This is a genomic window from Sphingomonas citri (assembly GCF_019429485.1).
Classification (GTDB): domain Bacteria; phylum Pseudomonadota; class Alphaproteobacteria; order Sphingomonadales; family Sphingomonadaceae; genus Sphingomonas; species Sphingomonas citri.
Genome location: NZ_JAHXZN010000017.1, coordinates 1 through 25,271 on the forward strand (window position 1 = coordinate 1; position 25,271 = coordinate 25,271).

The window sequence follows — 25,271 nt, forward strand, 5'->3', positions numbered from 1 at the left end:
ATGGATAACGTGAAGGACACATAGAACAGCTTGTCTGATAACGACGTCCAAGCACCTTGCATGCCCAGACCCCGCAGACCACCGTCCACATGTCCCTTCATCTTTACCTACAATGTCAAAGAGCCGCGAAAAACCGGCGCCCCGTCAAACTCCCTTTTACCGGAGCGACGCTGGCACCTGATCTAGCGCTGACCGATGGAGCGTTCCAGCGAGTGGCCCGCCCCGTCGAGAAGTCGGCTTATATGGGCGGTCCAACAGGCCGTCAACGGAAAAATGCAAAAAAGTGCGTGGGTCGCGGAACCGAACCCATGTCACTGAGAAGACGCCGGATTGTCACCTGATCGTCATCGCCCGCACCTAGCCCCCGCCGCAACGGCGCAACGCCGTATCAACGACATATTGGGGACCTATCGTGAGAAAGCACGTGCTCGCTTGCACGGCCGCTATGGCCATCTGTCTGGCGGCGCCCGCCGCGCTGGCGCAGGAAGCCGCTGCGCCGCAGGGCGCCGACACCTCGGCGGATGACATCATCGTCACCGGCTCGACCCGCGCCGAGCGCCGCTTCGACGTCTCCTACGCGATCAACTCGGTGTCGCAGGACGAGATCCAGCGGATCGCCCCGCTCAACACCGCCGACCTGATCGGCCAGCTCCCCGGCTTCCAGACCGAGTCAACCGGCGGCGAGGTGCAGAACATCTACCGCATCCGCGGCCTGCCCAACGACGGCGGCTTCGTCAGCTTCCAGCAGGACGGGCTGCCGCTGTTCCACGAGAATGACGGCTTCTTCTTCCGCGGCGACGCGCTGATCCGCCCCGACCTGATGACCGAGCGGCTCGAGGTGGTGCGCGGCGGCCCCGCTCCGGTCTACGCCAGCTACTCGGGCGCGATCGTCAACGCGGTGACCGTCACCGGACGCGACGAGGCGCGCGGCAAGGCGCGGGTCACGCTCGGCGACACCGGGCTGTACCGGCTCGACGCGGTCCAGTCGGGCAGGCTCGACGACAGCACGCATTACGCGATCGGCGGCTTCCTGCGCTACCACGACGGCTATCGCGACAACGGCTTCCCCAACGACCGCGGCGGACAGATCCGCGCCAACCTGACCCACGACACGGGCACCGGCACGCTCAAGGTCAGCGCCAACTACGTCAACGACCACAACGTCTTCTACCTGCCGATCCCGACCGCGGACCCGCGCGACCCGAGCCGCTCGCTCGATCGCTACATCGATTATTTCAGCGGCACGATGAACTCGCCCGCGCTGCGCGACGTGAACCTGAAATATCGCGACGGCGCCGGCGTGATCCAGGGCCGCTCGAGCGACCTCGCCACCGGGCGCCACATGCAGATGTTCAACGCCGGCGTGCAATATGACACCGACCTCGGCGACTGGCTGATCTCCGCCAAGGCGGGCTTTACCAAGGGCCGGCTCGACTTCACTGCTTTCTACTCGACCACCAACCCGAGCGACGGCAACGCCTTCGCCACTTCCTACCTCGCCGCCTCGCGCACCGCCTTCGGCCCGGTCGCGTCGATGGGCTACGTCCTCGCGGGAACCAACACGGTCTACGATCCCTATGCCGCCTCGGGGCTGGTGGTGCAGGGCCAGTATCGCGACATCCACTCGCGCTTCTACTCGGCGCAGGGCGATCTCAGCGTCGCGCGCGCCTTCGACACCGCGATCGGGCGGCACGACCTCAAGGTCGGCGTCTATGCCAGCGCCTATGGCGCCAGCGCCGAGTCGATCTACCAGAATTATCTGATCGAGGTGGCGGGCAAGCCGCGCACGCTCGACCTCGTGGCCTATTCCGCCACGGGCGCCGTGCTCGGCCGCGTCACCGACAATGGCGCGCTCAACTATGCCGCCACCCTCACCAAGGGCGACGCCGACGCCAAGATGGTCGCGGTCTATGCCAACGACACCTGGGAGATCGTGCGCGGGCTGCGCGTCGACGCGGGCATCCGCCACGAGCGCTACGATTACGCCGGCTACGCCGCCAACACCGCGCAATACAATCTCGGCGACCCAACCACGCTCGCGGACAATGCCACGCGCGGTTTCACCGGCACGATCACCAATCGCACGCTCAAGCCCAACATCACCAACTGGACCGCGGGCGTGAACTACGACTTCACGCGCCACTTCGGCCTCTACGCGCGCGCCTCGCACCTCGAGACGCCGCCGTCGATGCAGGTGACCTACACGATCAACCCGACGATCATCACCACCAAGGCCGACCAATATGAGGTCGGCATCAAGCTGCAGTCGGGCGGCTCGTACCTCTATGCCACCGGCTTCTACACCAACTTCGACCCGCTCAACGCCTCGTTCCTCGCCTTCGACCCCAGCACCGGGCGCAACGACGTCAACGTGCCCTTCATCGGCGAGGCGCAGATCAAGGGCGTCGAGCTCGACGGCCTGCTCAAGGCGACCGACTGGTTCCAGCTCAACGCCGCGCTGACCGTCAGCAGCCCCGAATATCGCAACTTCCGCAGCAGCACCGGCGCCGATCCGCAGGCCGCCGAGGGCAAGCAGATCGTGCGCGAGCCCAAGGTCTACGGCAACCTGCGCCCGACCTTCCGCTTCGCCGCGGGCGACACCGACGTCGACCTGTACGGCCGCTGGAACTACATGGGGAAGCGCTACGTCGACATCTACAACAACACCGCGCTGCCGTCCTATTCCACCTTCGGCGCGGGCGTGACCGCGACGCGGGGCGACTGGCAGGTGCAGGTGGTCGGCGACAATCTCACCAACGCCAAGGGGCTGACGGAGGGCAATACGCGCACCGACAATCTCAGCGGCCAGGGCACCGCCAACGCCATCTACGGCCGCCCGATCTTCGGGCGCAACGTGCGGCTCGTGGTGACGCGCTCGTGGTGAGCGCGCGCGCGGTCGCGCTGCTGCTCGCGGCGGCGGTCCCGCTCGCCGCGAGCGTGCCGGTGTCCGCCTCCGCGTCGCCGGTGCGTGATCGCGCGAGCGAGACGCTCGCGGCGCGGCTGTTCCCGCTGCTCGCGCGACACGGCGCGGGCGCGGTGCCCGAGCCGCTGCGTCGCGCCCGCGCCGCGCGGGTGAGCGCCTGCGGCGACGATGCCGCCTGCGTCGCGCGCGCCTCGCGCTGGGAAGGGGCGGAGATCGACTCGCTCGCCGCTGCGGCCGCACCGCGAGCCACCGCCTCCCCCGCCGTGGCCGACGATGGCGCGGCGGCGCAGCTCGGTCGCGAGCTGCGCGGCGTCACCGCGATCCTCGACACGTATGCGTTAGGCGTCGCACCGCGCTACCCGGCGATCGACGGACCCGAGGTCACACCCGACAGCGCCGAGGCGAGGACGCGGCTGCGCGCCGCCGTCGCGCTCGCCGCCACCCCGCGCGCCGGCGCGCTCGATCCGAGCGTCGAGCTCGCGCTGGCGCTGCTCCAGACCAACGATCGCACCGACGCAGTGCGTGATGACGCCGCCCTGGACGCCCCCGCCCGCCGCCGCGCCCGCGCGCTCGACTGGTCACGCTATCGCTACACCGCGTTGATCGCCACCGGGGTCGGGCCGGAGGTGCCCGACATGCCGCTGAGCCCCGGCGGCCAGTATCACGTCCGGCTCGCCGCCGAGCTTTATGCCGCGGGCGACGCCGCGCTGATCATCGTCAGCGGCGGCCGCGCGCATCCCCGCGCGACCCGCTTCACCGAGGCGGTGGAGATGCGCCGCGCGCTGATAGAGCGCTACGGCGTGCCGGCCGAGGCGATCGTGCTCGAACCCTATGCCCGCCACACCACCACCAACCTGCGCGACGCGGCGCGAGAGTTGGTCGCGCTCGGCGCCCCGCTCGATCGCCCCGCGCTGATCGTCTGCAACCCAGAGCAGAGCCGCTACATCGAGGGCGCTGCCTTCGCCGAGCGTAACCGGCGTGAGCTGGGCTATCTGCCCGGCACGATCGGTGCGCGGCGCTCGCCCAGCGCGATCGAGTTCCGCCCGGCGCGCGAGTCGCTCCGCGTCGACCCGCTCGACCCGCTCGATCCCTGATCGCCCGCGGCTCACCCCGCCTTGATCATCCCGTGCATCGTCAGCCAGCGCGCAAAGGCGTCGAACCAGCCGGTGCTGGTCGTCGTCTTGGGGTACATGCCGAAACCGTGGCCGCCCTGCTCGTAGAGGTGGAACTCGACCGGCCGCTTGGCCTCGCGCCAGCGCTCGATCAGCCCGAAGCCGCCGTTGGCGAAGAAGGGATCGTCTGCCGCCAGCGCGACGAACAGCGGCGGCGCCCCAGCCGGCACCGTCACGCCGGTGAGCGGGCCGTAGATCGTGCCGATGAAGGCGGGCTTGGCGTCACTCGGCGTCAGCGTGGTCGCCAGCGTCAGCATCGCACCCGCCGAGAACCCCACCATGCCGATCTTGCTCGGGTCGACGTGCCACTCGGCGGCCCGGCGCCGCACCAGCGCGAAGGCGGCGCGCGAGTCGGCGAGTTGCGGCCCGAGCTGGGTCGCCATCGTCGCCGCGTCGGGGCGCGGCGGGCGCGCCGCGGTGCCCGAGAACATCGCGCGCATTGATTCGGCGAAGGCGTTCATCTCCGCCGGCGTCTGGTTGAGCCGATACTTGAGCACGAAGGCCGCGACCCCGCGCGCGGCGAGCGCACGCGCCACGTCATAGCCCTCATTGTCCATCGACAGCGTGCGGAAGCCGCCGCCGGGCGCCACGATCACGGCCGCGCCGCTGGCACGGGCCGGATCGGGCAGGAAGGGCGTGAGCGTCGCCTCGGTGACGTTGCGGGTGAAGGTACTGCCATATTGACGGAACCAGGACTCCTTCACGCTGGCGCCGGGCAGCGCGCCGGTGCCGAGCGGTAGCGCTCCCTGCTGCGCCGGCGTGGCGATCGGCGTCATCGTATCGTCCTGCGCCGCGGCGGGCAGGCTGAGGGTGGCGGCGATTGCGGCTGCCACGCCCAGCGCCAGGCGCCGGCCGATGTGCAAGCCGATGGGAAGGTGCATGTTTCTCTCCTATGTTATCGTTAACATGGAAAGCTATGCTGGAGTCATGAGAGAGTCCAGCGGCGAGCGGACACGTCCGTAGCTGCGCCGAGTTATCTCGACACTCGCGTCATCCCGGCGAAAGGCCGGGATCCACCCCTCCGCCAGTCCCAAGGCTTGTGAGCGCGCGGCACGATGGATCCCGGCCTGCGCCGGGATGACGGCGGGGCGAAGGGCGCGACCGCGGCTCGGCAATGCGCGTCGCCCTCCGCCAACACCGCGGCTGACACCCACCCCCACGCTGCGCTAAGCCCGTGCGATGTCGCACCAGCGCCACGTGCTGATCGTCGGCGGCGGTACCGCCGGGTGGCTCACCGCCGCCTATCTGGCGCGCGCGCTCGGCGCCGGCGTGGCGGTGACGCTGCTCGAGTCGCCCGAGATCGGCACGATCGGCGTCGGCGAGGGCACCTTCCCGACGATCCGCGAGACGCTGCGCTTCCTCGGCATCGACGAGGCCGCCTTCGTCCGCGCGGCTGGCGCCACGTTCAAACAGGGCGTGCGCTTCACTGGCTGGCAGCCCGACAGTGACGGCACGCCGCACAGCTACTTTCACCCGTTCGACGCACCCTTCCAGCCCGAGCCCGGCCTCGTCGCCGACTGGCTGCGACAGAGCGAGCTCACCCGCGCGCCGTTCGCCGAGGCGGTGACGATCCAGCACCAGGTCGCCGCCGCGCGCCGAGCGCCCAAACAGCCCGGCGAGGGCGACTTCGCCGGGCCGCTCACCTACGCCTTTCACTTCGACGCGGTGCGCTTGGCCGCCCTGCTCGCGGATCGCGCGCGCGCGCTCGGCGTCACCCACCTGAGCGGCCGGCTCCACGACCTGGTGCTCGCCGAGGACGGCACGATCGCGCGGGTCGAGAGCGACGCCGGCACGCTCACCGCCGACCTGTACGTCGACTGTACCGGGTTCCGCGCCGAGCTGATCGGGCGACTGCCGGGCGCGCGCTTCCACTCGGTCGCCGACCAACTGTTCACCGATCGCGCGCTGACCTGCAAGCTGCCCTATGCCGCGCCCGACACGCCGATCGAGAGCGCCACCGTCGCCACCGCGCACGCCGCCGGGTGGCTGTGGGACATCGGGCTGGCCGGCGCGCGCGGGATCGGCTGCGTCTATGCCAGCCGCTATCTCGACGACGCGGGCGCCGCGGCGGTACTCGCGCGCTATCTGGGCAGCGACCCCGCCGAGCTCGCCCCGCGCCGCATCGCCTTCGCGCCGGGCTGGCAGGAGCGCGCCTGGATCGGCAATTGCGTCGCGGTCGGACTGTCGGGCGGCTTCCTCGAGCCGCTCGAGTCGACCGGTGTGGTGCTGATCGAGGCCGCCGCCGCGATGATCGCCGAGCTGCTGCCGCCGCGCGGGCCCGTCGATCGCGGTGCCGCGCGGTTCAACGCGCTGATGGCCGAGCGCTACGAGAACATCGCCGCTTTCCTGAAGCTGCATTATTGTCTCAGCCGCCGCCCCGAGTCGTTCTGGCGCGACAACGCCGATCCCGCGACGCTGCCGCCCCGGCTCGCCGCATGGCTCGAGCAGTGGCGGCACCGCCCGCCCAGTCGCTTCGACTTTCAGCTCGAGAGCGAGACCTTCGCCCACTTCAACTATCAGTACATCCTCTACGGCATGGGCTACGCCACCGACGCAGGCGCGGCGGACGCCGCCGCCGCCGCGCGCGCCGAGCGGCTGTTCGCGCGGGTGCGCGCCTATGGCGAGCGCGCCGCGCGCGAGCTGCCGCCGCACCGCGCTTTGGTCGAGCAGCTCGCCGGCACCGCGCTCAGCCCCGCGCGAACAGGCTCCTGAGCCACAGCGGGCCGCCGCGCGCGGCCTCGCGCCAGTCGAGCGCCTCCTCGCTCGCGCGCGGTACGTAGCGCCACGGGTCGATCGTGCGCACCTTGCTCCCGCGGTAGCGGGCGGGATGCGGTGTCGCGATAGCGAGCCGGTGCTCCAGCGCGGTCGCCGCGAGCAGCACGTCGCGCGGCTCGGCATAGCCCAGCGTCGCGGCGCGGCGCGCCACCGCCGCGTCGACCGCGAGGACCCGTCCGTCGAAGGCGCGTGGCACGATCTCCTCGGCCCAGGCGCGCGCCGCGGTCGCGGCGGCCTTGTCGACGCGCTCGATCTGCACTGACGCCGCGACCAGCTCGCCGAGCGTCAGCGCCGAGACGAACAAAGCGGTGCGCGCCTGCGCCGCCGCCCAGGCCGCCACTGCCGGGTCACACGCCCCCGCCTTGGCGCCGCGCAACGCCCAGACCAGCTCGGTGTCGAGCAGGTGCATCAGCGCGACCAGCGCGTGATCGCGCGCCAGTCGGGCTCGACCGTCACCGGCTCGGGCGCGGCGAGCTGGTCGGCGAGCGTGTCTCCCTGGCCGGCGAGCTGGCGGAACGACTCGAAACTGAGCAGCACGTGCGTCGGGCGGCCGCGATCCGTGATCAGCACCGGCTCCTGCGCGGCGACTCGCTTAGCGTGGCTGACGTCCTGGTTGAACGCGCGGCTGGAAAGCGTTCGCATGAGCCTACCTCTTCCTCGTCGCAGGACGATTCGTAGCCTGCGCTCGACGTAGGCACGTTACTACATCGTGGCCATGCCGCAACGTTTCTGGCACGTTGCCGAGAAATCGCGCCGCGGCCGCACGCCATGCCTTGCGCGTGCGGCCACACCGGCCTCTTCTCCGCGCGGCGAGAGCAAGCGTGCGTCCGCCGGGGGAGGAAAGAATGAGCGACTGGCTGAGAAGCCTGGGGACAACCGTGGCGAACGTGCTCGAACCGCACGGCCCGGCCACCGCAGCGGCCGCGCACAGCTATGCGCCGGGTGATTTCTCGATCCATTTCTTCCTCCAGCTCGCGGTGATCCTGGTGGCCTGCCGGGTGGTCGGCTGGCTCGGCCAGAAGCTGCTCGGCCAGCCGCAGGTGGTGGGCGAGATGATCGCCGGCGTGGTGCTCGGGCCGTCGCTGCTCGGGCTGCTCTTCCCCGGGCTGCAGGGCGCCATCTTCCCGAAGGAGACCAAGAACGTGCTCTACGCCGGCGCGCAGCTGGGCGTAGGGCTCTACATGTTCCTCGTCGGCACCACGCTGCGGCTCGACCATTTCCGCACCAAGGCGCGAAGTGCCTCGTTCGTGTCGATGGCCGGGATCGCGGCACCGTTCCTGATCGCGGTGCTGATCACCCCCCTGCTGCTCAGCGTGCCGGGGCTGTTCGCGAGTGGGATCAGCCAGGCCAATGCGACGCTGTTCCTCGGCGCCTGTATCGCGCTCACCGCCTTCCCGATGCTGGCACGGATCATCAACGAGCGCGGGCTGGCGGACAGCTCGCTCGGCACGCTGTCGCTCACCGCCGGCGCCTTCGACGACGCCTGCTCGTGGTGCGTGCTGGCGCTGGTGCTCGCCACGTTCGGCGGCGGCGCAGGCGTGGCGATCCTGGCGATCGGCGGCGGGCTGCTGTGGGCGCTGTTCGTGGTGCTCGCCGGGCCGCGGCTGCTTGCCCCGCTGGCGCGCAAGGTGGAGCGCGAGGGCGAGCTGAGCCTCACCAGCTTCGCCGTCGTGATGATCGCTTTCTGCTGCTCCGCCTTCCTGATGGACGTGGTCGGCATCCACGCGATCTTCGGCGGCTTCATCCTCGGCGCGGTCATGCCGCGCGGGCTGCTCACCGCCGAGATCAAGCGCAAGCTTGAGCCGCTGACGGTGGTGCTGCTGCTGCCGATGTTCTTCACCTACTCGGGGCTGAACACGCGGATGGACATGGTGAACTCGGCCGAGCTGCTGCTGATCGCGCTGGGCGTGCTGGCGGCCTCGGTGATCGCCAAGGGCGGCGCCTGCTATCTCGCGGCGCGGCTGTCGGGCGAGGACAACCGCACCGCGCTGGGCATCGGCGCGCTGATGAACTCGCGCGGGCTGATGGAGCTGATCATCATCAACATCGGGTTGCAGAAGGGGATCATCGGTCCGACGCTGTTCTCGATGCTGGTGCTGATGGCGATCGTGACGACGATGATGGCGAGCCCGCTGTTCGAGCTCTTCTACGGCCGCCGCGGGCGCGAGAGCGGCGAACTGGCGCGACTCGATCGGAGCTACGCCGAGGCGGGCTGAGGCGGTGGCGGGCCGACGAGGCGAGGGTCCCCACGCCGGGTCAGCGAGGTGCGACGGGGAAGCCGCTACGGCACAACGAGCTAGGCCGCGGCGGGATGGCACCGTCGACGGATAGCGCGGCCTTAATCTTGAAGCGTGCGGATGGCACCGCGACACCGCCGCCATGCGATGCCCTTATTCCTCCCCCGCCCCGCCCCTCTTCGCAGGGAGACGCTCGTGGTAAGGGGCGTCGCGCGCAAGTCGCGTCGGCTGCTCCACTGGATCGTGCCGATCGTCGCGGCGCTGCCGATCCTCTTCTACGTCGGCGGCGTGCTGCTGAGCCTCGGTGCGTTCGCGCCGGGGGGGGGCGCGGGCCTCGGCGCCTTCGACCTCTCCGAGCTGGCCACCGCCGGCTGGCTCAATCTCGGGCCGACGCTGCTGACCCTCACCGCGGTGTGGGTTGTCGCGGCGACGCTGGTTTGGCCCATCTCGGAGTTGCTGACCCGCGGCCTGGTCGAGCGCGCGCCCCGCTCCAGCGTCTTCGCCGCCGAGATCATCGGCATCGCGCTCTGCGCTTACGCCATCGCCTCGGTAGACGGCGTGTTCCAGCTGCTCATCGCGGTGTTCGCGACGTTGATCATCGTGGCTCTGGTGGCGGCGCAGCTGACCCGCAGCGAGAGAATGTTGCAGGCGCAAGTCCGCCCGCTCGGCTGGTTCCTCCTCTGCTTCAGCGCGACGATCACGCTGATCGCTCTCGGCGAGGCCGCGTCTCCCTTCGGCGTCAGCGCTCCGGCGCGCGCGGCCGCGCTGTTCGTCACCCCCTTCGGACAGCGCTGCGTCTATCCCGTGCTGATCGGCCGCGCGCGGCTACTCTACGTCGACGGCGACCGCCTCTTCCTCTCCGACTATGAGAACCGCAGCGTGGTCCAAGTCGGGCAGGTGCCGACGGGCGTCGCGCTTCGCCGCCACGTGCCCGTCTGCGCGCGTCTGCCCCCGGTCGCACCGGCGCGCTGACCGCGCTCAGTCGCGCACGAGCACGTCCGGGCCGATCGCGGCGACGTCGGTGCAGCCGGTGAGCGCCATCGCGACGCGCATCTCCGCCTCGATCAGCGCCAGCATCCGCGCCACCCCCGCCTCGCCCCCCGCGGCGAGTGCATAGGCCCAGGCGCGGCCGAGCAGCACACCGCGCGCGCCGAGCGCGAGCATCCGCACCACGTCGAGACCGGTGCGCACGCCGCCGTCCGCCAGCACGGTGAGCCGATCCCCCACCGCCGCCGCGATCGCGGGCAAGGCGCGCACGGTCGAGGGCGTGCCGTCGAGCTGGCGACCGCCGTGGTTGGACACCACCAGCCCGTCCGCGCCGAGCGCCGCCGCCTCGCGCGCGTCCTCGGCGTCGAGCACGCCCTTGAGGATCAGCGGCCCGTCCCATTCCCGGCGGACCCAGTCGAGGTCGCGCCACGTCACGGTCGGGTCGAAATTATTGCGCATCCAGCCGAGGAAATCCTCCAGCCCGCTCGAATTGCCGAGCACCGGGGCGACATTGCCGAGCTGGTGCGGGCGACCGTGGACGCCGACGTCCCACGCCCAGCGCGGATGTCGCAGCGCCTGCCCGAAGCGCCGTGCTGCACCGCGCCAGCCGCTTGCTCCCGCGAGCCCGGAGCGATAGTCGCGGTAGCGCGAGCCCGGCACCGGCATGTCCACCGTGAACACCAGCGCGCTGCACCCCGCCGCGCGGGCCTGGGCGAGCAGGTCGCGCATGAAGCCGCGGTCGCGGATCATGTAGAGCTGGAACCAGAAGGGCCGCGTCGTGCCGCGCGCCACCTCGTCGATCGGGCAGGCCGAGACGGTGGAGAGGCAGAAGGGCACCCCGGCCTTCTCCGCCGCGCGCGCCGCCTGCACCTCGCCGCGGCGCGCGTTCATCCCGGCGAGCCCGATCGGCGCGAGCGCCACCGGCAGCGCCATGCGCTGGCCGAACAACTCGGTGGAGGGATCGAGCGTGCCGATGTCGCGCAGCACGCGCTGGCGCAGCGCGATCGTCTCCAGATCGGCGACGTTCCGCCGCAGCGTCGTCTCGCTGTACGACCCGCCGTCGATATATTCGAACAGGAAAGGCGGCAGGCGGCGCCGCGCGAGCTCGCGGAAATCGAGGGTGGAAGCGACGATTGTCATGGGGTTCGGGTTCACGAAGGCGGTGGCGCGCTGTAGCGCATAGGTGCAACCTGCATCCACTGGCGGCGGATGGCAACGTCCGCGTGCCCGACCCGCTTCCTCCAGTCCTCGAGGTGATCACGATGAAACTCTGCCGCTACGGTGCGAAGGGCGCCGAGAAGCCCGCGCTGGTCGACGCCGACGGCGCGCTGCGCGACCTGTCGGGCGTGATCGCCGACCTGACCGGCGCCGAGCTCGCGCCCGACGCGCTCGCGCGCCTCGCCGCGCTCGATCCTGCGACGCTGCCGCTGGTGGAAGGCACGCCGCGCTACGGCGTGCCGGTCGCGGGTTCGCAGAAGTTCGTCGCGATCGGGCTCAACTATGCCGACCATGCCGCCGAATCGAACTTGCCGATCCCGGCCGAGCCGGTGGTCTTCAACAAATGGGTCAACTGCCTGCAGGGCGCCAACGACCCGGTGGTGATCCCGCGCGACAGCAAGAAGACCGACTGGGAGGTCGAGCTCGGCGTCGTGATCGGCACGCGCGCCAGCTATGTCGACGAGGCCGACGCGCTCGACCATGTCGCCGGCTATCTCGTCGTCAACGACGTGTCCGAGCGCCACTGGCAGCAGGAGCGCGGGCCCACCTGGGACAAGGGCAAGGGCTTCCCCACCTTCGGCCCCGTCGGGCCGTGGCTCGTCACCGCCGACGAAGTGGGCGACCCGCAGCAGCTCGGCCTGTGGCTGTCGGTCAACGGCAAGCGCGTGCAGGACGGGTCGACGTCGACGATGATCTTCACCGTCGCGCAGATCGTCGCCTACTGCTCGCAGTTCATGACGCTGGAGCCGGGCGACATCATCACCACCGGCACGCCGCCGGGCGTTGGCCTCGGCCAGAAGCCCGAGCCGTGGTATCTCAAGGCCGGCGACGTGGTCGAGCTCGGCATCGAGAAGCTCGGCCAGCAGCGCCAGGAGTTCGTCGCCTGGTCGCGCGAGGCGATCGGCTAAGGTCTGAGCAGCGTCGGCGTGCGCCGGCAAATGCCGGCGCTCCGGGGCCGACGACGCCGTCGGCCCCTCGGAGCTCCCGCGTGCGCGGGGGCACCCTGACGCTTCGGACTCCCGCGTGCGTGGGAGCACAGGGGGGCGCCTTCGATCCGTCGTCGCGGACTTGTTCCGGAATCCAGGTCTCGGCGAGAGCAACGCCTAAGGAGGGCGCGGCACGGTGGATCCCGGAACAGGTCCGGGATGACGGAAGATGACGGGCGTTCAGGAACTCTGGCCGGGTTTCGGGACGACGCGGCATCCCGGCCGCCGGGTCACATCAATAAGCCGCGCAGAGAGCGCCGCGACTTGCGCGGCGCTCCGCCTTGCCCCTACTTCGCCGCCGCCCAGCGGATCGCGTTGGTCAGTACGCGCCGGTAATTGGGATCGTCGTAATTGGCCGCGTCATGCCCGAGCGCCGAGTAGAAGACATGCCCCTTGGCACGCGGGTTGACCCACATGATCGGGTGCTTGCCCATGCGCAGCTTGTCGCCGGTGCGATAGCTCGCCTCGTCGACGCGGGCGAGCACGGTCATGCCGTGCTGGCTGGGGTCGCCGCTGAACGAATACCATTCGTCGCTCGACGTCCAGGGCAGCTTCACCCCCGCCATCACCGGATGGCGCGGCTGGTCGACCAGGATCGTCGCGCGCTGGATGTGATCGGCGCCGTTGGGGTGGCCGATGAACTCGGTGCCGATGATCGTGTCGACGTACCAGGGCGACTTGTGGCTGTTGTCGCCCGCGGCGTGGAGCGCGACCACACCGCCGCCGCGCGCGACGAAGCGCTGGAACGCCGCCTGCTGCTCGGGTGTCAGGAACTCGCCCGAGGCGCTGTTGAGCACCACCACCGAGAAGTGCTTCAGCGCGTCGTCGTTGAACACCGCGCCGTTCTCGGTCTGGAAGCTCTTGCGGCCGAGCCCGCGCGCGATGTCGGCGAGCACCTCGTTCGAGTGCGGGATATGCTCGAAGTGGCGCCAGCCGTTGGTCTTGCTGACGATCAGCACGCCGCGCTCGATCCCGGCGGGCAGCGTCGGCGGGCTCGTGTCGAGCGTCGGCGTCGGCAGGTGCGGGTCGGGGGCGGCCTGCGCCAGTGCCAGCGCCCCGAGCATCGCGATCAGTCGCATCCCATCTCTCCTGTAATAAACGTCATCGTGCCGGCGTCGCGGCGGTGCGTGCCTGGTCGATCTCCGCACCCCACGGGTCGCGCGCCACCACCGTCTTCCCGTCCGCGGCGAAGTCCGCGATCGTGTCGGCCGCGCGATCGTAGCGCGGCCAGCGCGGCAGACCGGCGCCGTTGGGATCGCCGGACTTCACGAAATTGGCGAGATACTGCGCCATGGCATGTCCCATCGCGACGTCACGCGGGCTGGTCTGCGCGCCATATTTGATCGCGGCATTGTCGAAGAAGAAGGGGATGTCGGTGGCGTGCTGCGCGCCGGGCTTGCCGATCGCGCTGGCGACATAGGAGAAGCGGTACGACCACACCGGCACGCCCTTGCCAGCGAGCCGCGCGGCGGCGTCGCGCGCGCCGGCGATCATATAGCCGGTGCGCCCGCCGATGTCGGCGCTGGTGGCGCCGATCAGCATCGGCACGCGCGCGAACCGGTCCTGGTCGTAGGCGGCGCCCATGTCGACCACCACCGTGCCGTCGATGAAGGGCCCCGAGTAGGTCGGCGCGGCGGGATCGCGCGGCGCCATCGAGGCGAGGTTGAGCCCGTCGACCACCTGCTCGCCGGGCAGCGCGCGCAGCCGCTCGAGCGCGTCGGGCGCGGCGGGATCGATGCCCTTGCTGCGCGCGAAATTGGCGCCGATCCGCTCGGCGTCGGCCAGCGCCTTGCCGCTCGGGTCGGGGTGACCGTCACCGCCCGACATCGCGAAGGCCTGGTGGAACAGCCCGCGCGCCAGCGGCGAGGTGACGAGCTGGTGCACCGACATGCCGCCCGCGCTCTCGCCGACGATCGTCACCTTGGCCGGATCGCCGCCGAAAGCGGCGATGTTGCGCTGGACCCATTGCAGCGCCGCGATCTGGTCCATCGTGCCGTAATTGCCGAGCCGGCCGCCGTCGGCGTTCGCCTGGCTCAGCTGCGGCAGCGCGAAGCTGCCGAACCGGCCGAGCCGGTAGTTGAAGCTGACGAACAGGACTCCGCGCTTGGCCATGTTGGCGCCGGCATAGGTGGGCGGCGAGGCGCCGCCGTTGACGAAGCCGCCGCCGTAGATCCACACCAGCACCGGCAGCTTCCCCTTGGCGGCGGCCGGCTTCCAGATATTGACGTAGAGGCAGTCCTCGGACGGCGTGGTGCCGAGCGGCGCGGCATCGCTGGGGAACGGCAGTTGCATGCAGTCGGCCGCGTAGCGCGTGGCGTCGCGCGCGGTCGTCCAGTGTGCCGCGGGCTGCGGTGCGCGCCAGCGCAGCGCGCCCACCGGTGGCGCGGCGAAGGGGATGCCCTTCCAGCTCGCGATGCCGTCGCTCACCGCGCCGCGGACCGGACCCGCGTCGGTGCTGACCGTCGTGCCCTGCTGCGCCAGCGCGGGCGCGGCGATGAGCAGCGCGGCCAGCGCCGCGGCAATCGGCTTGGTCATCTGTCTTCCTCCCCTTCGCGGCCGGGTATCGCCCGGCGCGCGCCCTACCTTCCCCGCCGCGGCGGCGTCGTCAATGGCGTCGCTGCGACCGATCGCGCCGGGGCCGACAATGCCGTTGCGCCTCAAGCCACTTAGCTGGTGGTTACCGTGCCGTTAACCGTGACCTTAAGACTCTGTTAGGACTTTTATGGCAGATCGTCTGTCACAATCACAGCGATAGGAGAGCTGCCGTGGATGATCCGCGCAAGCTCAAGAACGAGCTGGAAGTGGCGGCGCGCGTCGCGGGCTCGCTGACCGATATACGCGCCGCGCAGGAAGTGGAGCGCTACATGCGCGAGGTGGAGGCCAAGCTGCGCTTCCCGCCGCGGCCCAGCGCCGACGTGGTGATCTGATGGGCGTCGCCGCTCCGATGCCACTGAACGAGCCGCTGCGCCAACGCGCGGTGGATGCGTCCGGCATCGTCACGCGCCCGCGCAACCCTGAGCTCCAGCGGATCGTCGAGGAAGCGGCGCGGCTCGCGCGCGCGCCGATCGCCGCGATCTCGGTGGTGGACCGCTCGCGCCAGTGGCTGGCCGCCCGCATCGGCATCGACGGGGACGAGGGGCCACGCACCGAGTCCTTCTGCGGCCACACCATCCTGCGCCCGGGCGAGCCGATGATCGTCGCCGACGCGCGCGACGATCGCCGCTTCATCGCCAATCCCTCCGTGCTGGGGCACCCGCATATCCGCTTCTACGCGGGCGTGCCGCTGGTCGATCACGCCGGCTTCGCGCTCGGCGCGCTGTGCGTCGCCGACACGCGGCCGCGGCTCGGCCTGTTCGACGTCTACGACTTGACCCATCTCGCCCGCCACGCCGAACGGATCATGGCGCTATAGGCGCGGCCGGTCCGAAACTTCTGGCACCCGCCGCCGCGCGAGGCGTTTGGCGCGGGGAAGGAGACGATCATGTCAGACGAACGCGAGGAACAGCCCGTCCTGTACGTGCCGGACAGCCCCAATGTCGGCGCCGCCGATCCGGACGCGGACAAGGACGATCCCAAGCGCGCCGCCAAGGATCGCGCCCGCGCGGACGACTTGGCCGCCAAGGTGGCGGTGGGCGACGAGCTGTCGGGCTACGAGAAGGTCGCCGGTCGCGGGGTCGTCGGCGAGTAGACACGTGCTCACCGCCGCCTCCCGCGAAGGGGAGGCGGCGGTGATCGCATCAGACCGGCGCTCTCACGCCAGGATCAGCCCCTCGCGGTTCATCGCCGCGGTCACCGAGCGGTTCTGCTCGTCGCTGAGTTGCGCGCGCAACGAGGGGAACAGCTCGTCCTCCTCCTCGCGCATATGCTCCTCGATCATCGCGCGGAACGCGCGCAGCTTGGGCATCCAGGCCGGGTCGTCCTTGGCCATCGCGCCCAGCTCGAAGAAATATTGCTTCACATAGCCGTGCTCGTGGTTGAGCTGGTCCGCGCCCTCGGTGAGGCCGTGGTCGCGCATCTCCGCGTAGACGACATTCTCTTCCTGGAAGGCGTGCTTGGCGATCGCGTGCTTGAGCTGCGCGAGCAGCAACGTGCGCCGCTTGGTGGCGTTCTCGTCGGTTTTCTCGAGCGCGTCGAACAGCTTGAGCGCGGCGGCATGTTAGGCGGCGAGCGCCTCGTCCCATGGGCCCGCGAAGACGGTCGGGGCCTGCACCGCGGCCTTGCGCAACAGGTTGGCGGCGAGTCCCGCGGCCACGCCGATCGCGGCGGTCAGGGCCAGGGTTCGGCCGCGTGCGGCCTGTGCGTCGCTCGTCGTGGTCATCACTCTCGCTCCTGCTGCGTCGCGCTGGAACGACGGCGCTAAGTACCTGTTCCGACGCGAGAAGTGATCGGCCGCCGCGATCGTGCGGAAAGTGACTGATCGAGGTTGCGAAGCGCCCTTCGCGCTCCATGACGAGAGGAACCGGCATGAAAAACAGCGCGTTAGCTGGGCCCGCGGCGACCTCGGCCGCCTCATGGGGAACACGAATGCTGGCGATGGACTATCGCGGGCCCTACCGGGTCCGCCTCTCCGAGAAGCCGATGCCGCGCCTCCTTCACCCGCGCGACGCGATCGTGCGCGTCACGCGATCGTGCATCTGCGGATCGGACCTGCACCTCTATCACGGCATGGTGCCCGACACGCGCGTCGGCAGCACCTTCGGCCACGAGTTCTGCGGCGTGGTCGAGGAGGTCGGCGCGGAGGTGCAGAACCTGGCTCCGGGCGACCATGTGCTGGTGCCGTTCAACATCGCCTGCGGCCACTGCCACTTCTGCCAGCAGGGCCTGTACGGCAACTGCCACGAGTCGAACCCGCAGGCGACCGCCGTCGGCGGCATCTTCGGCTATTCGCACACCGCCGGCGGCTACGACGGCGGGCAGGCCGAATATGTCCGCGTGCCCTACGCCGACGTCGGCCCGACCAAGATCCCCGACTGGATGGACCCGGACGACGCGGTGCTGCTCACCGACGTCGTGCCGACCGGTTATCAGGCCGCCGAGATGGGCGGGATCCAGAAGGGCGACACGGTCGTGATCTTCGGCACCGGCCCGGTCGGCATCATGGCCGCGCGCGCCGCCTGGCTGTTCGGCGCGGGGCGCGTGATCGTGCTCGACATGTACGACTACCGGCTCGACTTCGTCCGCACCTATGGGCCGGCCGAGGTGTACAATTTCAAGGAGCTCGACGACGTCGTCGTGTTTCTCAAGAAGACCACCGACGGCCTCGGCGCCGATGTCGCGATCGACGCGGTCGGCGGCGACGCGAGCGGCAACGCCTGGCACTGGCTGTTCGGCACCAAGCTGAAGCTGGAGGCCGGCTCGGCGATCCCGCTGCACTGGGCGATCAACGCGGTGAAGAAGGGCGGGATCGTCTCGGTCGTCGGCGTCTACGGCCCGACCGGCAACATGGTCCCGATCGGCAATGTCGTGAACAAGGGCATCACGATCCGCGCCAATCAGGCCTCGGTCAAGCGGCTGCTGCCGCGGCTGATCGAGCATGTCCGCGCCGGGCGGATCGATCCCAAGGCGCTGATCACGCACCGCGTGCCGCTCAGTGACGTGGCCGACGCCTATCACCTGTTCGCCAACAAACTGGACGGCTGCATCAAGCCGGTGCTGGTGCCGCATGCCGGCTGAGGACCACATCATGGAGCGCCCCGCCAAGACGCTGAGCCCCGCGCTCGCCGATCCCGCGACGATCCCCGGCTGGGGCGTCGACGCCGACGCGCGCAACGATCCGACCTATCCGATCCGCGACCAGTCGCACGATCACGGGCTGACGCGCCGCTGGGATCGCCCCCCCGTGCAGCAGCCCGACGTCGAGATCCTGCAGTCGATCGAGCACGTCCGTCAGCCAGCGGTGGTGGGCACCTCGGTGCCGCCGCGCGGGGTGAGCGGCGCGCTGCGGCGCCTCGCCTTCCGCTGGAGCGAATCGAACTGGCTGCACTGGCTGATCCTGCTCGGCGCCGACCGGGTCGACGTGGTCGAGGGCGTGATGGAGGATCTGTCGCGCGGCACCTTGCCCAACGTGCCGGCCGAGATGGGCCTGGGCGCGGCGTGGCGGCACGATCGCGAGCGGCTCGTCACGCGATGGGCGCTCGCGGCGGGGACGGTCGCGGTGGGTGCGGCGATCGCCGCGAACGTGCGACGCGAACGCTTAGCGGCGAGGCGGACGGTGTTGCTGCCTGCACGCTCACACGAAGAAGGTAGCGGCACGCGCATCTGAGAGGCGACAGCGCGCGCGCTCCGTCAGATTAGTGTCGCTCGACTGCTCAACTTACGTGTCGGGCGAACCGGGTTGCGGAAAAGGCCGGACCCCAGCTCGGTGCTCTCCGCAATGCTGGGCTCCTGCGTCCACAGCAGCACAAGGATGATCCTCGTCGAGACCGGACGAACCCTACTCTTTCCCCCCGCCCCGGTCCCGCAGCAGCATGCGGCCAGCCAGCTCGCGCGCGCGGCCGCGCGGCAGCTCCAGCGCGCGCGCCATCGCCGCGCCGAGCAGCGCGTCGCCGAGCGCCGCCAGCACCAGTTGCAGCGTCTCGTCCCGGATCGGCGCGTCGGAGCGCTCCTCGTCGCGCGCGAGTTCCTCGACCAGGTCGTGGATCGCGGTGAGCACCGGATCGAGCGCGTCGCGGTTGCCGGTGAGGATCATCCAGCTCGCCAGCGCCCCCGCCCCGCCAGCGCCGAAGGCATCGAACACCACGTCGACCAGCTCGGCCGGATCGCGCTCGGCGCGCGAGCGGCGCACCGCGTCGCGGATCGTCGCCACGATCGCCGCCGCCATCCGCTCGATCAGCGCCTGCTGCAGCCCGTCGGCGGAGCCGAAATGGTGGAGCAGGTTGGCGTGGGTCCGACCGACCCGCCCCGCCACCGCCTTGAGCGTGACCGCCTGCGGGCCATCCTCCAGCAACAGCGCGCGCGCCGCCTCCAGCGCCGCGTCGCGCGACGCCTCGGGCGTCAGCCGCCGGCGGGGAAGGGCAGCGGTCGCCCGCGGCATCGGATCGTGACCTGTCGAGGTTGCGGAATGTTGCTGCCCTTGTGCCCGCTTCCGCGCCGAAAGCAACCGACGATCAGGCCGCGATCGGCATCGCTCGCGCGAGCCCGGCGGCGAGGTCGAGCGTATAGTCGACGCACTCCACCTCGGCGTCGCGCGCCAGCGCGTAGCGCCGCGACCCGCCACACTCGACGAAGCCGAGCTTGCGCAACACGCGTCCGGAAGCCGGATTGTCGGCGTGGTGATGCGAGTCGACCCGCGTCAGTCCCAGCGCGTGGCGCGCGAGGTCGAGCACCGCCCGCCCCGCCTCGGTGGCATAGCCGCGTCCCCACACCTCGGGTGTGAGCCAATAGCCCAGCTCGACCCCGCCGCGCTCACCGCGATGCAACCCGACGCCGCCGACCAGACGATAGTCGCCGAAGCGCTCGGCGATCAGGAAGCGCGGCTCGCGCGGATGCGGCGGGAGCGAGAGAAAGGCGGCCGCGTCCTCCTCGGCATAGGGCCAGGGCACGCGCGCCAGCCGCGACACCACCGCCTCGTGCGCGATCGCGCGCGCCAGCGCGGGGGCATCCTCCAGCCAGCCCGGCCTGAGGGTGAGTCTCGGCGTCAACGCGAACATGCTCCGTCTCCTTGTTCGGGCCGCTGCCACAACCGGATGACGGTGGCGCGACACGCTGGGGCGAGGGAGCATGAAAAAAGGGAGCCGGGGCGACCCGTCTCCCTTGTTGGCTGGGTTCCGTGCTGCGGAACCCCGGGTCGCCCTGGTGGGCAACCCGGTTGGTTGCCCGATGTTACTCGGCCGCGGCCGCCATAATATCGACCGAGCAGAATTTGCGGCCGAGCTTGCCCTCGTGGAACACCACGCGGCCGTCGACGAGCGCGAAGAGGGTGTGGTCCTTGCCGATGCCGACGTTGCGGCCCGGGTAGAACTTGGTGCCGCGCTGGCGCACGAGGATGTTGCCCGCGATCGCTTCCTGACCGCCGAACTTCTTCACGCCGAGACGACGGCCGGCCGAATCACGACCGTTGCGCGACGAACCGCCTGCTTTCTTATGTGCCATTGCTCTTGCTCCTGCGCGCTACGGGATCAGCCGACCGACACGATCTTGAGGATCGTGTGATTCTGGCGATGGCCGTTGCGACGACGATAATTGTGGCGGCGACGCTTCTTGAAGACGATCACCTTCTCGCCCTTGGCCTGGGCGACGATCTCCGCCGCGACGGTAAGGCCGTCGACCGACTTGAGATCCGCGCCCTCGCCCGCGAGCAGCACGTCACCCAGCGTCACCGACGCGCCGGCCTCGCCCTCGATCTTCTCGACGACGATCTTGTCTCCGGCGGCGACGCGATACTGCTTGCCGCCCGTGCGCACGACTGCGAACATGGCTCTTGTCACTTCCCAAATTTCATAGCTCGCGAGGGCGTACCCTGCGAGAGAAGCGTGCGAGCTATGCGAAGCCTCCCGGCGTGTCAACCGATTCCGTGACCGATCGACGAAGCCGCGACGTCAGTGGCGATGCTGGCGCTTCAGCCCGTAGCGGCCGCCGTCGAGCCGATCGAACAGGCCGGCGATCGCGGGATGGTCGATCGGCTCTTCGCTGTCGTCGTGCACCAGGTTCTGCTGGCTGACATAGGCGACGTAGCTCGACTCCATGTTCTCGGCGAGCAGGTGGTAGAAGGGCTGGTCCTTGCTCGGGCGGAAATCCTCGGGGATCGAGTTGTACCACTCCTCGCTGTTGGCGAAGACGGGGTCGACGTCGAAGATCACGCCGCGGAAATCGAGCATGCGATGGCGCACCACGTCGCCGATCGAGAAGCGCGCGTGCGCGATCGGGGGCGCCACCGGCGCCTCGGCCTGAGCGATGATCGTGTGTTCGCTGGTCATCGCTACAATCTAGTGCGGAAATCGGCGCGCACAACAACAGACACGCTTGCGTCTGCCCCGCGACCGGGCTAGGGGCGCCGCTCGATCGCCGCCGGCGCGCCTCTCGCAGGCCCCGGTGTCCTCCGCGGAGAGGTGCCAGAGTGGTCGATTGGGACGGTCTCGAAAACCGTTGTGCCCTCACGGGTACCGTGGGTTCGAATCCCACCCTCTCCGCCACCTTCCGCCGCGCTGCTCGCTCGGCGCGCGAAGATCAGACCAGCGGCTCCAGCATCAGCGGCCCCGCCCCTCCCATCGCGGGGTCGGAGAACGAGTGGCCCCCTGTCCTGCTATGTCCGGCCATGCGCCACGCCTGCGCGCCGGCGACGAGCTGCCGGTCATACCAGCCGTGGCTCGCGGCGAGATCGAGCGCGACGCGGCGGGTCTCGTGCGGGCGCAACTCGAGCGTGAGCGGGGCTGCCCCATAAGCGCGGTCGGTCATCGTCACGGACAGCGCGGCGGCGGTGCGGTTCTGGAGCAGCAACGCCGGCGCGCGCGCGTGAAGCAGCGCGGCGCCGAACAGGTCGCTGCGGCCGACCAGCCGGCGGTGAAAGCCGTCGGGTCCGAGCACGAACAGATCGGCCGTTCCGTCCGGCAGGGGGTGCGGCAGCGCGCCGCCGGCCGCGACGGTGTAGCGCGCGGGCACCTCGTCCAGCCGGGCCATGTCATAGACGTGGAACACCACCGCGCGCTCGTGCGAGCGGTTGATCAATAGCATTGCGGGCGAGTCGCCGCCGCGCAGTTCGGCGTCGAGGGCATAGGGCGTCGCGCGGCGCCGGCGCAGGCCGCGCTCCTGCTCGGGCGGCTCGGTCGCGGCGGGCAGTGGCGGCGCGACCCCCGTCAGCCCCGCTGCACGTGCCGAAGCGCTCGCGGTGGCGGGAAGGCTCGCCATGAACGCCACGGTGTCGGGGGCGGCGAAGTCGAAGCAGGAGGTCAGGTCGCCGCACACCGCGCGTCGCCACGCGCTGATGTTGGGTTCGCGCACGCCGAAGCGCGCCTCCAAGAAGCGCAGGATGCTGGTGTGATCGAACACCTCGGAGGCGACGTAACCGCCGCGGCTCCACGGCGACACGACGTAGAGCGGCACGCGCATGCCCAGGCCGTAGGGGCGGTCACGATAGGCGGCGTCCTCGGGCGTGCGGCAGTGAACGTGATATTCGTCGTCGGCGGGCACGTCGCTGGCGCCGACCGGGCGGCCGTCCACCCGCGCGGGCGGCGCCGGCGGGGGAACATGGTCGAACAGGCCGTCATTCTCGTCGAAGTTGATCAGCAGCGCGGTGCGCGCCCACACGTCGGGGTTGGCGGTGAGCGCGTCGAGCACGCGCGCGGTGTAGTCGCCGCCCTGCAGCGGGGTGGACACGCTGGGATGCTCCGACGCCTTCTCGGGCGCGATGATCCACGATACCGCGGGCAGGTGCCCGTCGCGCACGTCCTGGCGCAGGTCGTCGAGCGTGCGGGTCGTGGTGGTCCGTCGCGCGAGCAGCGCCGCGGCCTCGTCCGTGGCAGATCGCGCGCGACGATAGGCGTGGAAGCCGACCAGCGGGTTGTCGGTGAAATTGTCCGCCATGTCCTGGTAGACCTGGAAGCTCACCCCCGCCGCCATCAGCCGCTCGGGATAGGTGGTCCAGCGATAGCCGCCGTGGCGCAGCGGATCGGCGTCGAGGCTGTCATAGCCGTTGTCGATCGCGGGGCCGCCGGCGTGCGCGAGCGGATCGTGCGTCCCCGACCAGATGTACAGCCGGTTGGGGTTGGTGCTGAGGTGCATCGCGCTGTGATAGGCGTCACACAGCGTGAAGGCCTCGGCGAGGGCATATTGGAACGGCAGGTCCGCGCGGGTGAAATGCGCCATCGCATGGTTGTGCTTGGCCGCGGTCCACGCACCCATCCGCCCGTTGTCCCACGCCGCCTGGCTGTCGGCGAAGCCGTGCGGCGTGCCGAGCGGGCGATAGAGGCGGAAGTCAGTCGCCGTGTCGAGCCGGAACGGCGCGAGCAGCGCCGGCGACGTGCCGGGATGCTCATTGGGCTGGAGCAGCACGGTGCGGTTCTGGGCGCCGGGCAGCGGCGGCGCCGGCGCGGCGAAGCGGTCGCCGAAGCCGCGCACGCCACGCATCGCGCCGAAATAATGGTCGAACGCCCGGTTCTCCTGGGTGAGGATCACGACATGGTCGACATCGCGCAGCGTGCCAGTGCGGTGCCGCCCGGGAAGTTCGAGCGCGCGCGCGATCGAGGGGGTCAGCGCCGCCGCGGCGCCGGCGGAGGCCATCATGCCGCGGATGAAGCTGCGGCGGTCCTGCATCGGCGGCATGGCATGCTCCTTCGCGGCGGCGCCCCGCGCCCTCGCGCTCTACGACAATCTGGCGGCCGTGTTCCCGCGGACGCGGGAACCCAGAGCCGCACACGCGACGTTCACGGCCCTAGGCTCCTGCGTCCGCAGGAGCACGCCGCTCCTGTCCCCTAAGCGCAGCACCGACGGCTGCGCCTACCCGCGCCATGCGGCAGAACGATGACGGGCGGCTCAGCCCGCCGCGACACCACCGCCCAGCGCGCGGATCAGGTCGGTCGCGGTCTGGAGCTGCTGGCTGCGCACCGTCAGCAGCGCGCGCTCGGCGTCGAGCGCGGCGGTCTGTGCGGTGACCACCTCGAGATAGTCCGCCGCCCCGTCGCGGTAGCGGATCAGCGCCAGCTCGCGCGTGTGCTCGGCCGCCTCGGCCGCAATGCGCTGGTCGCGCTCCTGCGCGGCGAGCAGCCGCTGGCTCGCGAGCGCGTCCTCCACCTCGCGGAAAGCGGTGAGCACGGTCTGGCGGTACGACGCCGCCGCCTCGTCATACTCGCCGCGCGCGCGCTGCACGCCGGCGCGGCGGCGCCCGCCGTCGAAGATCGCCAGCGCGGCGGAGAGCGGCCCCAGCGCCCAGAAGCCGTTGGAGGCGCTCAGCAGCGAGCCGCGCGCCGCCTCGAATCCGCCCGCCGCGCCGAGCGTGACGCTGGGGAACAAGGCCGAGCGCGCCACGCCGATGCGCGCGTTGGCGGCGGCGACGCGCCGCTCGGCGGCGGCGATATCGGGGCGGCGCTCGAGCAGGGTCGAGGGCAGGCCGGCGGGGATCGCGGGCGGCGCGAGCTGGCGGTCCTCGACCGCGAGCGTGAAGCCGGCCGGCGCCTCGCCGAGCAGCACCGCGATGGCATGCTCGTCGCGCTGCCGCGCCACGCCGACCGCGGACAGCTCGGCGCGCGCGCTGGCGAGCAGGTTCTGCGCGCGGCTGACGTCGATCCCCGAGGCGATGCCGCCGCTGTGGCGCGTGTCGGTCAGCTGATAAGCGCGCGCGTTCGCCTCCACCGTCTGGCGCAGCAGCACGATCCGCGCATCGAGCCCGCGCATGTCGAAATAGATGCTGGCGAGCTGCGCCTGCAACCCCAGGGTCACCGCCGCGACATCGGCTTCGCTCGCGGCGGCGTCCGCGCGGCTGGCGCGCACCGAGTCGCGCACGCGGCCGAACAGGTCGAGTTCATAGGCGAGCGAGGCGCCGACCGTCCCGACCGTATAGGGCGCGGCGCTGCCGAGCGCGAGCGGGCGGCCGGCCGAGACGCGGTCGCGGCTGACGTCGGCGGACACGCCGACCTCGGGGAAGAGATCGGCGCGCGCCTGGCGGGCGACCGCGCGCGCCTGGTCGTAGCGCGCCACCGCGGCGGCGAGATCCTGGTTGCCGGCGACGACTCGCTCCTCGAGGCCGGTGAGGACCGGGTCGGCGAAGGCCTCCCACCACTTGCCCGAGGGAGCGACGTCGGTGCCGGCCGCCTGCCACCCCTCCGCCTCCTTGTAGGCCGCGGGCGCGGGCGTGGCGGGGCGGACATACGCGGGCGCGACGGAGCAGGCCGCGGTGGCGAGCAGCGCGCCGAGTGTGGCGAGGCGGCCGGTGACGAGGAAGGAGCGGCCTTCTGTCTTCCTCCCGTCATCCCGGACTTGTTCCGGGATCCACCCGTCAGCGCGATCCACGCTCATTGGAGGAGCGGCACTTCGGGCTTCGGAA

25 protein-coding genes, 1 tRNA gene and 1 pseudogene are annotated in these 25,271 nt (G+C 70.7%); 12 read left to right on the forward strand and 15 right to left on the reverse strand.

What is annotated here, in order from left to right; genetic code table 11:
• Window positions 1-445: 445 nt before the first annotated feature.
• Entirely contained in the window at window positions 446-2,884 is a 2,439-nt protein-coding gene (locus KZ820_RS20990) for a TonB-dependent receptor (RefSeq protein WP_219750759.1), read from the forward strand.
• Window positions 2,881-4,017, forward strand: coding sequence for a YdcF family protein (locus KZ820_RS20995; protein WP_308462303.1), 1,137 nt, complete (start codon window positions 2,881-2,883; stop codon window positions 4,015-4,017). Before KZ820_RS20990 ends, KZ820_RS20995 begins: the two co-directional genes overlap by 4 nt.
• Window positions 4,018-4,028: 11 nt before the next feature.
• Here KZ820_RS20995 and KZ820_RS21000 read toward each other — a convergent pair whose 3' ends face one another.
• Complete coding sequence (locus KZ820_RS21000; protein ID WP_219750760.1) at window positions 4,029-4,976, reverse strand: alpha/beta hydrolase; 948 nt, start codon at window positions 4,974-4,976, stop codon at window positions 4,029-4,031.
• A gap of 298 nt (window positions 4,977-5,274) precedes the next feature.
• Between KZ820_RS21000 and KZ820_RS21005 the strand changes: the two genes are divergently transcribed.
• Window positions 5,275-6,807 (forward strand): tryptophan halogenase family protein, encoded by a 1,533-nt coding sequence (locus KZ820_RS21005; RefSeq protein WP_219750761.1) that lies wholly within the window; start codon window positions 5,275-5,277, stop codon window positions 6,805-6,807.
• On the opposite strand, the gene KZ820_RS21010 is transcribed toward KZ820_RS21005, so the two are convergent.
• Window positions 6,782-7,279: a PIN domain-containing protein gene (locus KZ820_RS21010; RefSeq protein ID WP_219750762.1), complete on the reverse strand. Its 498-nt coding sequence runs from the start codon at window positions 7,277-7,279 to the stop codon at window positions 6,782-6,784. The two genes, KZ820_RS21005 and KZ820_RS21010, sit on opposite strands and share 26 nt — an antisense overlap.
• A complete protein-coding gene (locus tag KZ820_RS21015; protein WP_219750763.1) occupies window positions 7,279-7,512 on the reverse strand; it encodes a type II toxin-antitoxin system Phd/YefM family antitoxin in 234 nt (77 codons plus the stop codon). The genes KZ820_RS21010 and KZ820_RS21015 overlap by 1 nt, the downstream gene beginning before the upstream one ends.
• 203 nt (window positions 7,513-7,715) lie before the next feature.
• Here KZ820_RS21015 and KZ820_RS21020 point away from each other — a divergent pair, with 203 nt between their 5' ends.
• Together KZ820_RS21020 and KZ820_RS21025 are read left to right on the forward strand one after the other, a co-directional pair.
• Window positions 7,716-9,086, forward strand: a complete 1,371-nt coding sequence (locus tag KZ820_RS21020) for a cation:proton antiporter (RefSeq protein WP_219750764.1) — start codon at window positions 7,716-7,718, stop codon at window positions 9,084-9,086.
• A 216-nt stretch (window positions 9,087-9,302) separates the two neighbouring features.
• Window positions 9,303-10,079 carry a hypothetical protein gene (locus KZ820_RS21025; RefSeq protein ID WP_219750765.1) on the forward strand — a complete coding sequence of 259 codons (777 nt, stop codon included), beginning with the start codon at window positions 9,303-9,305 and terminating at the stop codon, window positions 10,077-10,079.
• Between the two features lie 6 nt (window positions 10,080-10,085).
• On the opposite strand, the gene lldD is transcribed toward KZ820_RS21025, so the two are convergent.
• Window positions 10,086-11,234, reverse strand: coding sequence for an FMN-dependent L-lactate dehydrogenase LldD (gene lldD / locus KZ820_RS21030; protein WP_219750766.1), 1,149 nt, complete (start codon window positions 11,232-11,234; stop codon window positions 10,086-10,088).
• A gap of 122 nt (window positions 11,235-11,356) precedes the next feature.
• Here lldD and KZ820_RS21035 point away from each other — a divergent pair, with 122 nt between their 5' ends.
• A complete protein-coding gene (locus KZ820_RS21035) occupies window positions 11,357-12,220 on the forward strand; it encodes a fumarylacetoacetate hydrolase family protein (protein WP_219750767.1) in 864 nt (287 codons plus the stop codon).
• A 365-nt stretch (window positions 12,221-12,585) separates the two neighbouring features.
• Here the strand turns inward: KZ820_RS21035 and KZ820_RS21040 are convergent, their stop codons facing one another.
• Together KZ820_RS21040 and KZ820_RS21045 are read right to left on the reverse strand one after the other, a co-directional pair.
• Window positions 12,586-13,377, reverse strand: coding sequence for a ThuA domain-containing protein (locus tag KZ820_RS21040; protein ID WP_219750768.1), 792 nt, complete (start codon window positions 13,375-13,377; stop codon window positions 12,586-12,588).
• A gap of 22 nt (window positions 13,378-13,399) precedes the next feature.
• Window positions 13,400-14,833, reverse strand: coding sequence for a carboxylesterase/lipase family protein (locus KZ820_RS21045; protein WP_219750769.1), 1,434 nt, complete (start codon window positions 14,831-14,833; stop codon window positions 13,400-13,402).
• 230 nt (window positions 14,834-15,063) lie between these two features.
• On the opposite strand from KZ820_RS21045, the gene KZ820_RS21050 reads away from it, so the two are divergent.
• From KZ820_RS21050 to KZ820_RS21060, 3 genes are all read left to right on the forward strand, one after another.
• On the forward strand, window positions 15,064-15,225 hold the full coding sequence (locus tag KZ820_RS21050) for a hypothetical protein (protein ID WP_219750770.1): 162 nt from the start codon (window positions 15,064-15,066) through the stop codon (window positions 15,223-15,225).
• Between the two features lie 17 nt (window positions 15,226-15,242).
• On the forward strand, window positions 15,243-15,710 hold the full coding sequence (locus KZ820_RS21055; RefSeq protein ID WP_219750771.1) for a GAF domain-containing protein: 468 nt from the start codon (window positions 15,243-15,245) through the stop codon (window positions 15,708-15,710).
• Between the two features lie 69 nt (window positions 15,711-15,779).
• Window positions 15,780-15,986 carry a hypothetical protein gene (locus KZ820_RS21060; RefSeq protein ID WP_183932234.1) on the forward strand — a complete coding sequence of 69 codons (207 nt, stop codon included), beginning with the start codon at window positions 15,780-15,782 and terminating at the stop codon, window positions 15,984-15,986.
• Between the two features lie 63 nt (window positions 15,987-16,049).
• Here KZ820_RS21060 and KZ820_RS21065 read toward each other — a convergent pair.
• Both KZ820_RS21065 and KZ820_RS22095 read right to left on the reverse strand, forming a co-directional pair.
• Window positions 16,050-16,442, reverse strand: a pseudogene (locus tag KZ820_RS21065) (hemerythrin domain-containing protein); the annotation flags it as partial.
• A 12-nt stretch (window positions 16,443-16,454) separates the two neighbouring features.
• On the reverse strand, window positions 16,455-16,616 hold the full coding sequence (locus KZ820_RS22095; RefSeq protein ID WP_258048404.1) for a hypothetical protein: 162 nt from the start codon (window positions 16,614-16,616) through the stop codon (window positions 16,455-16,457).
• 206 nt (window positions 16,617-16,822) lie between these two features.
• On the opposite strand from KZ820_RS22095, the gene KZ820_RS21070 reads away from it, so the two are divergent.
• Together KZ820_RS21070 and KZ820_RS21075 are read left to right on the forward strand one after the other, a co-directional pair.
• Complete coding sequence (locus KZ820_RS21070; protein ID WP_219750772.1) at window positions 16,823-17,971, forward strand: zinc-dependent alcohol dehydrogenase; 1,149 nt, start codon at window positions 16,823-16,825, stop codon at window positions 17,969-17,971.
• A gap of 10 nt (window positions 17,972-17,981) precedes the next feature.
• Window positions 17,982-18,560, forward strand: coding sequence for a hypothetical protein (locus KZ820_RS21075; RefSeq protein ID WP_219750773.1), 579 nt, complete (start codon window positions 17,982-17,984; stop codon window positions 18,558-18,560).
• Between the two features lie 171 nt (window positions 18,561-18,731).
• Here KZ820_RS21075 and KZ820_RS21080 read toward each other — a convergent pair whose 3' ends face one another.
• From KZ820_RS21080 to hspQ, 5 genes are all read right to left on the reverse strand, one after another.
• On the reverse strand, window positions 18,732-19,331 hold the full coding sequence (locus tag KZ820_RS21080; protein ID WP_219750774.1) for a TetR/AcrR family transcriptional regulator: 600 nt from the start codon (window positions 19,329-19,331) through the stop codon (window positions 18,732-18,734).
• Window positions 19,332-19,404: 73 nt separating this feature from the next.
• The gene (locus KZ820_RS21085) at window positions 19,405-19,947 is read right to left on the reverse strand and encodes a GNAT family N-acetyltransferase (protein WP_219750775.1); all 543 of its coding nucleotides are present in this window, start codon (window positions 19,945-19,947) and stop codon (window positions 19,405-19,407) included.
• Between the two features lie 172 nt (window positions 19,948-20,119).
• Window positions 20,120-20,389, reverse strand: a complete 270-nt coding sequence (rpmA, locus tag KZ820_RS21090) for a 50S ribosomal protein L27 (RefSeq protein WP_132910023.1) — start codon at window positions 20,387-20,389, stop codon at window positions 20,120-20,122.
• Window positions 20,390-20,415: 26 nt separating this feature from the next.
• Window positions 20,416-20,712, reverse strand: a complete 297-nt coding sequence (rplU, locus tag KZ820_RS21095) for a 50S ribosomal protein L21 (RefSeq protein ID WP_132910024.1) — start codon at window positions 20,710-20,712, stop codon at window positions 20,416-20,418.
• A gap of 123 nt (window positions 20,713-20,835) precedes the next feature.
• On the reverse strand, window positions 20,836-21,213 hold the full coding sequence (gene hspQ / locus KZ820_RS21100) for a heat shock protein HspQ (RefSeq protein WP_219750776.1): 378 nt from the start codon (window positions 21,211-21,213) through the stop codon (window positions 20,836-20,838).
• Between the two features lie 126 nt (window positions 21,214-21,339).
• Here hspQ and KZ820_RS21105 point away from each other — a divergent pair.
• Window positions 21,340-21,429, forward strand: a tRNA-Ser gene (locus tag KZ820_RS21105).
• A gap of 34 nt (window positions 21,430-21,463) precedes the next feature.
• On the opposite strand, the gene KZ820_RS21110 is transcribed toward KZ820_RS21105, so the two are convergent.
• Together KZ820_RS21110 and KZ820_RS21115 are read right to left on the reverse strand one after the other, a co-directional pair.
• Window positions 21,464-23,554, reverse strand: a complete 2,091-nt coding sequence (locus tag KZ820_RS21110) for a phosphocholine-specific phospholipase C (RefSeq protein WP_258048405.1) — start codon at window positions 23,552-23,554, stop codon at window positions 21,464-21,466.
• 210 nt (window positions 23,555-23,764) lie between these two features.
• Window positions 23,765-25,132, reverse strand: coding sequence for an efflux transporter outer membrane subunit (locus KZ820_RS21115; RefSeq protein WP_258048408.1), 1,368 nt, complete (start codon window positions 25,130-25,132; stop codon window positions 23,765-23,767).
• Between the last annotated feature and the right edge of the window lie 139 nt (window positions 25,133-25,271).